Source organism: Fimbriimonadales bacterium (assembly GCA_035559795.1).
In the GTDB taxonomy this organism is placed as follows: domain Bacteria; phylum Armatimonadota; class Fimbriimonadia; order Fimbriimonadales; family ATM1; genus DATMAR01.
Genome location: DATMAR010000012.1, coordinates 350631 through 362942 on the forward strand (window position 1 = coordinate 350631; position 12312 = coordinate 362942).

Genomic DNA, 12312 nt, shown 5'->3' on the forward strand with positions numbered 1-12312 from the left:
TTTATGATTTATAGGACTTATACGACTTATACGATACTACCAAATAATACCGAACAAGGCAGAGACTTTTTTTTATCTATTCATCACTATTGGAAAAGAATTACTTCCTTACCAAATAAGCCTCGCTCGTGAAACGTTCCTCGTAATAGGGTCCATCTTGTCCACGTATCGTAATCGAAGTGTTACCTTTGCTCGTGCCTTCGATTTCATAAACGGCGAAAGTCTCTGGGTCGAGGTAGTAATCCACCGTCGCATCCATTTGTAATTTAATTTCTTTGAAAGGAGCGAACTTCAATTCGATGCCTAATAAATCCGCAACGAAAGGCGCGGCATCCGAATCGTGATGCAGCGTTCCTTGAATCCAAGCGCGTTTCTTCCCTTCTCGGGTCGTATTCCCCTTGTATACGTATGTGTAATCAATGCGCGTCATGATGTTTCGGCCTTTATCCGCTCCGCTCTTCAGCGTAGCGGGAACGTATCCGACGGTTTCCTTCCACGTATCTCCGACTTTTACGGGATGAACCGGCAATACAGGTCCCCAATCGAAAAAATTCACGAATGCACCCAAACTTCGGAGTTCAGCAATCCAGGATGTTACATCGAGTTGCGCATTACCGAAAGATGCGCTCCAAAAAGCGGGTTCTCCACCACCTCCGCCTGTTCCCGCTTTCTTCTTTTCCTTAGGTGATTCATCTTTGAGAGTAAGCAATTGGTTTTTTCTTGAAAACGTAAGTAACAAATTCTGTGGGCGGTTGATTACCTCCATTTTTGGCGGGCTATCCACGGTTTCACCCTCCCGAATCTTGATATTAGGTCGTTTGAATCTGACATCCGCCGCTCCATCAGGCTTTAAACGTTCTGTCTCCATAGTATAGGCATAAGAATACGTAACCCCGAACGGTAAGAACGTTTCGAGGGGAACTCCACGAAACTCTATCGTCATTTTACTGACGAATTGAAAGGTATGTTTTTCACCCTTGCGAAATTTTCTTTCGATATCGATCGCTTCGGTGGACTGCGCACCTACCAAAGCGGCGAGCGATAAAGCAATCGGACTTATAATCATGGTAAACCTCTGACGGATAACCCCCTTTATTATAACTAAAATTTATGCTCAATCTATTTCTCTTCCCCCTCACTTTCGCCTGGTGGTCTTTAGTCTTTCTAAGCAGTGGACCCGGCTTCTCAGGAGAATGGACGAAGCGATTGCTTGCAGAGTGGTTCGGGCTCGAAGGGACGACGCTGGAAATAGCAAACTACATCCTCCGTAAGTCATGGCATGTTTTTTATTACTTTGTGCTCGCTTTTCTCCTCGGAATCACGATTCGCGCTATGTTTTCCTCTTCGCGTCGCAATGCTTTTTTCATTCCGGCTTTCCTCGCTCTTTCGACGGCGATTTTCGATGAGTCACGCCAAGCAATGAGCCCATCACGGACGGGGACTGCACTCGATGTTCTTTATGACGCTCTCGGTATTTCGATAGCGGTTTTGTTGTTGATGAGAATGAGCAAAAAAGCGTGAATGGGCTAAAAAGTCTTTTGCACAGGTAGTTTGGGATGCTTTATGTCACTACTGCAGCGCTTCGTTTTGCGTTCGCTATGTAGTATTCGTGAATTGCTTTGCAGCTAATTCGTGAAGAATCTTTGCGAGTGCGAAGGGCAAGCAATAGCGCTCGAGCAGTATCCAAACTGGTGATGCAAGGAATTCCTGTTTCGACACAGGCTCTTCGAATTTGCAAGGCTTCTTGTTCTGTAACCGGGTTATCGCTCGGAGTATTGATAAGCAAAGCGACTTTTCCCTTCTGAACCCAGCGTAAAAGGTTATTTTCATCTTCGGAAATCTTAGCGACACTTTTCGCCTGCACTCCCTTTTTGATGAGATAGTCATGAGTTCCACGAGTCGCTGCGATATCGAATCCCAACTCGTGTAATTCTCGAGCAATTTCCACCGCCTCTTCTTTATCCGAATCCCGTACGGTTATAAGAGCGAGTCCTGTTTCGGGGAAACGAATTCCTGCCGCCATCATCGCTTTCAAGAGTGCGCAAGGATATTCGTGGTCTATTCCCAACACTTCGCCTGTGCTCTTCATTTCCGGACCTAATGTAGGTTCTACTTGAGTGAGTTTTTGAAAACTGAAAACCGGTGCTTTAACGGCGAACAATCCGGGGTTCGGATATCTTGTGGGGGGGTGTGACAACCAATCGAGAACCGTCCTCGATTCGGGGTCCCAAATTCCACTCGCATAACCCTGTGCTTTCAATGTTTCTCCCATTGCGCAACGGGTGGCGATTTTCACCATCGGTAAATCGGTTACTTTGCTCAAATAGGGAACGGTTCGACTCGCTCGAGGATTGACCTCCAAAACCAAAACTTCTCCATCGTGAATCACGAACTGGATATTCATCAAACCTTTTACGTTCAGTTCTTTCGCAATCGAGCAGGCGATTTCGATGATTCTTCTCTGATGCTCGACGCTCAAAGTTATGGGGGGGTACACCGCCATGCTGTCTCCGCTGTGCACTCCAGCGCGTTCGATATGCTCCATGATGCCAGGCACGAGAGTGTCCTCACCATCGGAAATCACATCCACTTCTGCTTCGACGCCACGCACGTACCTATCCACGAGTATCGGGGCACGGGTGCTCACTTGCGTCGCCGCCGAGACGTATTCTCGAAGTTCCTCTTCCGTCCACACGATTCGCATCGCACGCCCCCCCAATACGAAACTCGGCCTTACCAGAACCGGATATCCGATTTCTTCCGCAACCTCTATGGCTTCTTCCACCGAAACGACTCCTCGACCAGGAGGTTTAGGGATTCCAAGTTTTCTGAGCAGTTTCTCGAAGAGGTCTCTGTCTTCTGCGGTTCGAATCGCCTCGGCTGTCGTTCCGAAAATTCTAATTCCGAGTGCATGCAAAGATTCTGCAAGGTTGATTGCCGTTTGCCCCCCGAATTGAAGCATCACACCTGCCGCATTTTCTCTTCGAATAATTCGAAGCGCATCGTCGGTCGTTACTGGGTCGAAATACAATGCATCTGCTGTATCGAAATCCGTGCTCACAGTTTCCGGATTGTTGTTGAGAATCACTGCTCGATATCCCATCTCATGAAGTTCCCAAGCGCAATGCACGCAGGAATAATCGAATTCGATTCCCTGCCCGATTCGAATAGGTCCGCTTCCTAACACTAAAACTGCTGGCTTGGAATCTATTTCCAAAACATCGTCTTCGATATCGCTCGTGGAATAAAAATACGGAGTTTTACTTTCGAATTCGCCCGCACACGTATCTACCATTTTGTACGACTGTGGCTGAGGCCGTTTCGGGTTTTTGACTAAACTCTGGATACGATTTAAAAACCAAGGATCAATTCGTGAAAGTTCATGCACACGAACGACATCCCAATTTCTACGAAATGCTTCTGCTAACGCCCAAAGTCTTTCGTCCGTAGGATGGCGAATCTCGTTTTCCAATTCTGCATCGGAAAAATTCGTGAACTTTTCGTATTCCAAACTATCCCTTCCGATTTCCAATCCACGAACCGCTTTGAGAAGTGCATCTTCGAATGTATGGTCGATCGCCATCACCTCGCCCGTGGATTTCATTTGCGTGGTCAAGGTGCGATTCCCAGCAGTAAATTTGTCGAAGGGAAAACGGGGAATCTTTACTACGCAGTAATCCAATGCCGGTTCGAAAGCAGCCTTCGTCGTTTTGGTGACTGCGTTTTCGATTTGGTCTAAGGTTTTGCCGATGGCGATTTTTGCAGAAACTCTCGCAATGGGAAACCCCGTTGCTTTGGAAGCCAAAGCCGATGACCGGGACACGCGAGGATTGACTTCTATGACGTAATAATCGAAAGATTTCGGATTCACGGCAAACTGTATGTTGCACCCCCCCTCGACGCCCAATGCTCGGATGATTCGCAGCGATGCGCTTCGAAGGATTTGATACTCGATATCAGAAAGCGTTTGGGAGGGAGCGACCACGATGGAATCCCCCGTATGGATACCCATCGGGTCTATATTCTCCATGTTACAAATCGTGATGCAGTTATCTGCGCTGTCACGAATGACTTCGTATTCGATTTCTTTCCAACCCAAAAGAGAGCGTTCGACGAGAATTTGCCTGCGCAAACTGAGAGAAAGCCCGATTTTCCCGATTTGCAAAAGTTCTTCGCGGTCATGTGCAACCCCCCCGCCAGTCCCCCCCAATGTATAAGCGGGACGGACGATGCATGGATAAGGGGCGATTTCCGCTGTCTTCGAAAGTTCTTCTTCTGAGGTTACAATCCAACTCTCGGGAACAGGTTCACGAATTTCTCGCATCAATTCCCGAAACCATTCCCTGTCCTCCGCTTTTCGAATCGCTTCGAGTGGCGTTCCTAATAAACGAACTTCGTATTTTTCCAAAATCCCTTTCTCCGCCAATTGGGTTGCGAGATTCAAACCGGTTTGCCCCCCCAGAGTCGCCAACAAACCATCCGGGCGCTCCTGTGCAATCACGCGTTCGCAAAAATCGACTTCGAGTGGTTCGATATAGACCCTGTCTGCAATCTCGAGGTCGGTCATGATCGTCGCAGGATTGCTGTTGATGAGGACGACTTCGATTCCTTCCTCTTTCAAAGCGCGGCAGGCTTGTGTACCTGCGTAATCGAATTCGGCAGCCTGACCAATCACGATCGGTCCGCTGCCGATGACCATGACTTTCTTCACGCGCCTGCCCTCTCTATTCTGTGAATGAACTCCTCGAAATACACTCGAGAATCCCATGGTCCTGGTGCCGCTTCTGGATGATATTGAATACTGAACGCTCCTAATTTTTCATGCTGAAGCCCTTCGACCGTGTTGTCGTTCAAATTGATTTGTGTTACTTCCAATCCCGTTCCGCTCAAAGAATTCGGGTCAACCGCATATCCATGATTTTGCGCAGTAATCACCACACGCCCTGTTCGCAAGTCTTTCACCGGATGATTCCCCCCCCTGTGTCCGAATTTCAATTTGAACGTAGTCCCCCCCAAGGCGTGCGCGATAATTTGATTTCCGAGGCAAATGCCGAAAACTGGAACGCGCCCTAAAAGTTCTCTCACCGTCGCGCTGATGGAATCGAGCAAACGCGGGTCGCCCGGTCCTGGAGAAAGCACGACCCCGTCCGGATTCCATCCGAGAATCTCCTCAGCATTAGAATGTTGCGGAAGAACTATGGAACGACATCCCAAAGCCGCAAAACGACGCAGGATGTTGTATTTCAGTCCGCAATCCAAAACCACGATGCGATGTTTATAGTCCGCAGTGGGATGGTCTATTTCTTCTTTTCCTTCGTAACCCCATGCATAAGGAGCGCGAGTGCTCACTTGCGCAACGAAATTTTGTTCTCCGTAATCCGGATGCTTTCGCAGTTTCTCGAGGGCTTCCTCGTAGGGGTCTGATGTGATGACGCCCATGGTAACTCCTCCCGAGCGCAATTTTTTTGTCAGCGCGCGAGTGTCTATCCCCCGAAGTCCTACTGTCTGCTTTAGTTTGAGAAACGCGTCGAGTGTGCTTTTGCTCCGCCAATTGCTCGGAGCGTCGCTTGCTTCATGTACGATGATTCCGGCAGGTTGTATGCGCTCGGATTCGAAATCGTCATCGTTGATTCCATAGTTGCCGATAAGAGGATATGTAAAGAGAACAATTTGCCCTGCGTAACTCGGGTCGGTGAGTATCTCCTGATACCCCGTCATCCCTGTATTGAAAACTACTTCGCCAAAAGCCTCTCCCTCGGCGCCTAAGGGGTTGCCTTCGAACACCGACCCGTCGAGAAGCACCAAGCGTCGTTCCAAGAATCTTCCTGGTCAGGCGCGCAAAAGAGCCATCGCCAAAGACCGATTTAATTTACCACAAATAGTCTGGAATTGTGCTGAGTAACAAAAACCTATGTTTCACTTACCTATGTTTCACTTACAAAGCAGAAATCGGGTTTACCGATATGACACTGAAAAAAACAATTCTCAATGAAAATAACTCGCACCGTTTATATCTATGACGACGCCCGTCAAATACTCAGCCTCTTCGCTCAATAGGAAAGAAGCAACGGTGGCACACTCCTCTGGAGTCGCGACACGTCCGAACGGAATTCCTGCTTCGATTTCTTTCCTTCTTTTTTCCATTCCTTCTCTGGTCATCGCAGTTTCCACCCAGCCCGGCGCGATTCCGAAAACATAAATCCCTTTCGGTGCGAATTCGACCGCTAAAGAACGAGTCAAGTTAATCAATGCACCTTTGGTTGCAGCATAAGCGGCGGCACCCGCTTCGCCTCGAAAACCTACTCGAGAGCAAACATTAAGTATCTTCGCCCCTCTCGCCGCTTGGGAAATAAACCAACGCGAAAGATAAACGGCTGACCAAAAGTTCGTAGCGAAACTCGATTCCCAGACTCGGTCGAATTCTGCTTCTTCTTTTATATCGAATGGCTGAGGGACATAAATGCCGGCGTTGTTCACCAACGCGGCTATCTCTCCTTGCTCCTTAACCCAATCCCAAAGTCTTTTGCATTCCTCTTTTCGCGAAAGGTCTGCTCCGAAAGGAACCGCTTTTCCACCGGTTTGCAAAGCGACTTCTTCAGCTGCTGACTTTTCTTTTCGATAATGAATTAAAGGAGTCCATCCATCTCGAGCGAGTCGAATCGCAATAGCCCTTCCGATTCCACGAGAACCTCCGGTAACGAGAACATTTCCTTTCATTCTTAGAACTATTCCGATTTCTTTACCAAATCACCATACAAATCCGGAAGACGAGAAGCGAAAAGGTCGTATTCGTATTCTCCGGGAATTCGAACGACGTGTTTGTTTCGAGCCTTTGCAACGTCAACCTCTGCAAATATTGTTTCTTCGTTTGCGTGTTCTGCCGATGCTAAAACATCTCCATTCGGTGCGATGATTTTGCTCTTACCGATAAATCGAAAACCCTTTTCTTCCCCCACACGATTGGAAGTAGCAACGAAAATTCCGTTCTCGATAGCGCGCGCTGGGCAAATAATGTCGCTTGCGGCAGATGCACCTTCGGGCCAATTCGTCGGCAAAACGACGATTTCTGCGCCTTGCAGCGAAAGAACGCGAACTGCTTCTGGAATCCGTATATCGTAACAAATAAGAACACCGATTTTTACGACGGAGGTCTCGAATGCTTTCAATTCATCGCCTGCTTTCACGAACCGGTCGAGACCTAAAAATGGCAAATGCGTTTTACGATAAACACCTTTTAATCCTTCCGGCGTAAAAACTGCTGCAGAATTATGAAGATTCGCATCTCGTTTCTCTGCGAATCCGACCACTGCAACTACTCCCAGTTCTTTACAAATTTCTTCAATAGAGCGAATAGGTTCGGAGGATAACGATATGGCGGCTTCTTTTGCTTCTTCTTCGGATGAAAAACAATATCCTGTTAGAGCACATTCGGGATAAACAACTAACTTCGCTCCTTCCTTTTTTGCGTACCGAATGCCATCGATGACACGCTCGGTATTATCTTGCACTCGTGAAAATTTCGGGAAAAATTGAACGACTGAGACTATCATTTATGAAATTACAACATACAACCCCGAACCCTCTTGAATCAAGCCCCCATCCTCGACTAAAAACTTTTTCAGAATTCCGCTGACTGGCGATTCGACTTCGTTGAAAACCTTCATCGCCTCGATAATTCCCACTACTTGCCCAACTGCTATACGTTCCCCTTCCTCCACGAAAGGTGGCTCAGATGGCGAAGGACGACGATAAAAAATTCCTGTCATCGGAGACGGAACAATCGTCCCCTCTTCTTTCAATGTAGGAGAAGTACCTTCCGCAACGTTCGCAATTGGATTATTACTTCGCGATGCACGCTTAACCTCGATAAACAGCCCCTCCTCCTGCCAAGCGAGGCTTTCTAATCCCAACTCGGAAAGTAAGGACGCAAGTTCTTCCAACTTTTCTTTCGGGTTAGTCACTGAGTTGGATTATAAACCTCAAACGACGATAAAAACTCCGCCACAGCCTCGGAAGGACGAGAATTTGGATGTCTCCATGCATGGCTAAAGGAAATAGAAGCAAAGAACGTTCGAATCACCAAAAAAATCCCCTCCCATATAAGGAGGGGATTTTAGAGCGTGAACCAAACTTCCTACGGAGATAACTCGATTCGAACAAGGTCGAATAGAGCATCGAATCCGAATCGTGCATTTTGGAACGGAACCGTGTATACAAGCCGCACTTCTATGCGACCATCGTTGCGAATGTAATTCGACGCTCCTGAGCCAATCGTTCCGCTCTGAAGAACATCGGAGGTACTCAACGCATACGTTCCGATGACATCGAACTGACCGGTATTCCAATTCTTCAGTGCGATTTCACCAGTGCCATTGTTGACATTGATTTTCGATTCGATTTTCCACGTCAAGGAGGATGGATTTTGAACGGGTGAATCCATTCCTACAACGAGTTCAATAGGTCCGGGTGTCGGTCTTCCGAACGCGGGAAGAGAGTTGCAAATCAGCGGATCTTCGTCAGAAATCAACATTTCGGCGATTCCACCAGAAACCTTCTTTCCTTTTACGACGGTGAAATCTGTAATGGCTCCTGTCGCAGAACCATTGATGCTGAAGTTTTCGTCGCTACTGTCGCCGTTCGTATTTCCGTCTCCATCTCGCGCGAGAACTTTAATTTTCCCTTGCGATGTGTTGATGTCCGGAATTGTCCAGATGTAAGAACCATCGTCTTCTGTAGCCGAAGCGATTGTCAATGGATAACTGTTTCCACCGTCAATCGAGAGAAGAATATCTACGTTTTGAACGCCTTTGTTGTCATCGGAAATCCATTTGATTTCCACTTGCTCACCTGGAGTATATGTTTGTCCGCCATTCGGGCTGATAACATAGGTGTTCGGCAATTCTCCTGTAAGACTTTTCGGCATATGCATAATTACGCAGTGAAAAACTCCGGCGTAAATCACGAGGGATTGGCCGTTGATTTGAACTACATCATAACCTGGCATAGCCTGCTTCCAGGTGTCGAAAGCCTGTTGATTTCGTTCGCTTACCCCTGTTCCCGATGTGTATGTAGGAACGACCACTAAGTTATTGCAAATGAGGATATTCGTGTACGTATAATGCACCCCCCCCATTTTAACAGCGGGGACTCGATAGACCGTATATCCGATGGAAGCCATCAAAGTCGCCATATTGTCGCAAACGATGTCTTGACTCGAACCGGGATTCAAAGGCCAATCGCTAATTACGACTTTATTATCACCAGGAATGAAAAGCCACATGTCGATGTGCTGTGTCGAATCAATCGTCTGGGATAAGGCGTCGGTAATCATCACATTCACGTTCTGATACAAATTCCAGTACGTGATGATATCTTGCTCAGTTAATCCAGGATTTTCGTTCACGATGAGTTCCGTAACGTAAGCATCCCCTGCTGAAGAATGTTGAAAGTTACCCCCACCATGAATTAGCGGGATTCCGTAAATCGCATGATTTTTGTAGTCTGCGAATACGAAAGGATATACATCGTCATTCGGCCGTGGGCGATTGTAAACGTGGTCAATAATCGCTCGGCAACCACCCTGATAAATGTAACGAGGACCGTAGTCTCGTATCCAAATCGTATCCGTAGTTGCAACGATAAAGGTGACTCGGTTCATATCAACACCGAAAGAAGCCAACTTGCTCGCTGCACTATTTTTTTCGGTGGTCGAATCCACGGCTACGTATAAGTCGGCATCTCCATTAGGTCCCGTAATGTATTTCGCCAGGTTAGAAAGCGTGGTGGTGAAGGATGCGTCCCCCTCCCAAGAAATCAAAATGCCATCCGTCGGGGCGTATTCCGGTGGGCAATAGATAGGTCCTGTGGGTGGGTCTGTAGCTCGGTTGACCTTTAGAGGATGGCGGGCTAAATATGCCTTTTCAGCCTCCGTAAGGTTTCTTGGGATATTTTTTCCTTCAGGATAGCGGTTTTCCGCAGATTCCTGTGCCGCCAATGGAGCGACCAAGCCAAAACACAAGAAAATTGCTGCGAGTTTAGAATGCTTCATCATGAAATTTGTTCTCCTAAAAATCGAGTAAAAGTGCGCGCCGAAGTGTAACCCCTCGCCGCTGGGAATTCATTCATTATGTATTAGACGAGTCGAGCCACGCTTTCTTCTTGAGAGGGAACGTTGGCTTTCGAGATTTTGTAGATATAATTAGAAGAACCTTCCACAAAGGGTGATTTCGACAACATCCCCGTCCCGTAAAACCGGGACTGTAGGAATCACCGAGGAAAATCAAATGTTTCAAGCACCGTTACCCAAAGAGTACACAGAACTTACAAGTGAGGAGACTCGTGAGCGCATTCGTAAGGCAAAGCAAACTTTGGGGAAGAGGCTCATCATTTTAGGTCATCACTATCAAAGAGACGAAATCATCGAACATGCGGATTATCGAGGAGACAGTTTAAAACTCGCTCAAGATGCCCTCAAGCATCCCGAGGCGGAATTTATCGTTTTCTGCGGCGTTCATTTCATGGCTGAGAGCGCGGACATTGTAACACCCGACCACGTAAAGGTCATCCTCCCGAATTTGGCCGCAGGGTGCAGCATGGCGGATATGGCGAATCTGTTCCAAGTGCGTTCCTGCTGGAAACAACTCGAAGAAACGCTGGGAGATCTAAGTGTTAAAAACGAGAAATGGAAAATTCTGCCTGTAACCTATATTAACTCCGCAGCGAATCTCAAAGCCTTCGTGGGTGAACGTGAAGGTGTTGTTTGCACGAGTTCGAATGCATCGAAAATCGTGCAGTGGGCTTTCCAAAATGCCGATAAGGTTCTCTTCTTCCCTGACCAGCATCTCGGACGAAACACAGGCGTCAAACTCGGTCTCCATCATGAGAAAGATATGTGCCTTTGGGATCCCCACCAGCCAATGGGGGGGAACAGCGCCGATAAAATTAAAGAATCGAAACTCATTTTATGGAAAGGGCATTGCTCCGTCCACACACGCTTTACTCCTGAACAAGTAATAGAGGCTCGTAAAAAATATCCCGATGTCAAAGTCATCGTTCATCCCGAATGTCCTATGGAAGTGGTTCAACTCGCAGACGAAGTCGGCTCGACGAGCACTATCGTCAGAATCGTGGAGTCTTCGCCTGATGGCACTACATGGGCTATCGGCACTGAAATCAACTTGGTAAATCGTTTAGCGAAAGAAAATCCCGGAAAGAAAATCTTTTCTTTAGACCCGATGATATGTCCATGCTCCACGATGTATCGCATTCATCCGAGTTTTTTATGCTGGGCATTGGAAAACATCGTAAAAGGCACCCCCGTAAATGTCATCGAAGTTCCACCGAAGGTAAAACATTTCGCGAAACTCGCACTCGATAGAATGCTCGCTCTATCATAATGGAGTAAAGAATAAACTTCAACTGCAAAATCAGTCGAGGCATAAAAAGCAACTAACGGGTTACTCCACCGAGACCACCACGAATTACTTTGCTTTGCACAGCCCCTTTTGGTGGTGACCATTCGAACGATGCATCGCTGAGCTTGCCTAAAACGATTTCAACAAGTTGTGTTTCGTACATGGATTGCTCCCCATATTGACGCCATCCGACCGGCAAAGAGTTTTCTTTACGCACGAAGAGTTCGATTTCGATTTCATGTTCTACCCAGAGTAATTTAAACACGCGGACTTTCGAACCATGAAATTCTCCATCGCTTGCCCCGAGTACGGTCAAATGCGCGTTCTCGTTCGGGAAAAATGCTCGCCCGAATGCCACAAAAAACATTCCTCCACCGACTTGGTCGTTGAGAATGTAGCGATTTTCTGAGGGAGAGTATGTGTAGGACTTCTTGCCATCACAATGTTCTTCCCTATCCGGCGAGAAAATCGTGTATTTGCCGCCGCGTTTGATTCTAAACACAGAAATTTGCTTTTTACCTACGGGACCACCGCTGCCACTAATTACTCCGGCAACCGCCTCGTATTTAGACAACGACGCGATGTATTCATCGTATTCCCTTTGGGGATCGTTTTGCGGAGCGTATGCCAGGGTGTTACCGAACAAAACGAAAACTGCAACCAACATTTTATTCCTCCGCTTTATGGGACGTGTTTCTGATGGTTTAGGTTAGCTCGATTTATCATCCTTTGCCGTTATAGAGTGAATTTTCATTACTAAGGCATGGGAAAATGGGGAAAGAAAGCAACTATTGGCACCCCTCGATTGCAGGAGCAGTGTAAGTACACATTCCTGATGGAGCAAAATAAGCCTCAACTGCAGGAGCAGTTGAGGCATACAAAAAATTTTCATTATCTA

The 12312-nt window shown here is 47.2% G+C and carries 10 protein-coding genes; 2 read left to right on the forward strand and 8 right to left on the reverse strand.

Annotated elements, in window-relative coordinates; translation table 11 throughout:
- Positions 1 to 100 precede the first annotated feature (100 nt).
- Complete coding sequence (locus VNK96_08695) at positions 101 to 1066, reverse strand: hypothetical protein (GenBank protein ID HWP31780.1); 966 nt, start codon at positions 1064 to 1066, stop codon at positions 101 to 103.
- Between the two features lie 44 nt (positions 1067 to 1110).
- Here VNK96_08695 and VNK96_08700 point away from each other — a divergent pair, with 44 nt between their 5' ends.
- Positions 1111 to 1521, forward strand: coding sequence for a VanZ family protein (locus tag VNK96_08700; GenBank protein HWP31781.1), 411 nt, complete (start codon positions 1111 to 1113; stop codon positions 1519 to 1521).
- 40 nt (positions 1522 to 1561) lie between these two features.
- Here the strand turns inward: VNK96_08700 and carB are convergent, their stop codons facing one another.
- The 6 genes from carB to VNK96_08730 form a co-directional block, all read right to left on the reverse strand.
- Positions 1562 to 4711, reverse strand: coding sequence for a carbamoyl-phosphate synthase large subunit (carB, locus tag VNK96_08705; protein HWP31782.1), 3150 nt, complete (start codon positions 4709 to 4711; stop codon positions 1562 to 1564).
- Positions 4708 to 5817, reverse strand: coding sequence for a glutamine-hydrolyzing carbamoyl-phosphate synthase small subunit (gene carA / locus VNK96_08710; protein ID HWP31783.1), 1110 nt, complete (start codon positions 5815 to 5817; stop codon positions 4708 to 4710). The genes carB and carA overlap by 4 nt, the downstream gene beginning before the upstream one ends.
- Positions 5818 to 5985: 168 nt before the next feature.
- On the reverse strand, positions 5986 to 6717 hold the full coding sequence (locus VNK96_08715) for an SDR family oxidoreductase (GenBank protein ID HWP31784.1): 732 nt from the start codon (positions 6715 to 6717) through the stop codon (positions 5986 to 5988).
- An 8-nt stretch (positions 6718 to 6725) separates the two neighbouring features.
- Positions 6726 to 7550 (reverse strand): carbon-nitrogen hydrolase family protein, encoded by an 825-nt coding sequence (locus tag VNK96_08720; GenBank protein ID HWP31785.1) that lies wholly within the window; start codon positions 7548 to 7550, stop codon positions 6726 to 6728.
- A complete protein-coding gene (locus VNK96_08725) occupies positions 7551 to 7961 on the reverse strand; it encodes an acetyl-CoA carboxylase (GenBank protein HWP31786.1) in 411 nt (136 codons plus the stop codon).
- Positions 7962 to 8134: 173 nt separating this feature from the next.
- Positions 8135 to 10051: an agmatine deiminase family protein gene (locus VNK96_08730; protein HWP31787.1), complete on the reverse strand. Its 1917-nt coding sequence runs from the start codon at positions 10049 to 10051 to the stop codon at positions 8135 to 8137.
- Between the two features lie 232 nt (positions 10052 to 10283).
- Here VNK96_08730 and nadA point away from each other — a divergent pair, with 232 nt between their 5' ends.
- Positions 10284 to 11396: a quinolinate synthase NadA gene (nadA, locus tag VNK96_08735; GenBank protein HWP31788.1), complete on the forward strand. Its 1113-nt coding sequence runs from the start codon at positions 10284 to 10286 to the stop codon at positions 11394 to 11396.
- Between the two features lie 52 nt (positions 11397 to 11448).
- Here nadA and VNK96_08740 read toward each other — a convergent pair whose 3' ends face one another.
- A complete protein-coding gene (locus VNK96_08740; protein HWP31789.1) occupies positions 11449 to 12081 on the reverse strand; it encodes a hypothetical protein in 633 nt (210 codons plus the stop codon).
- Positions 12082 to 12312: the final 231 nt, after the last annotated feature.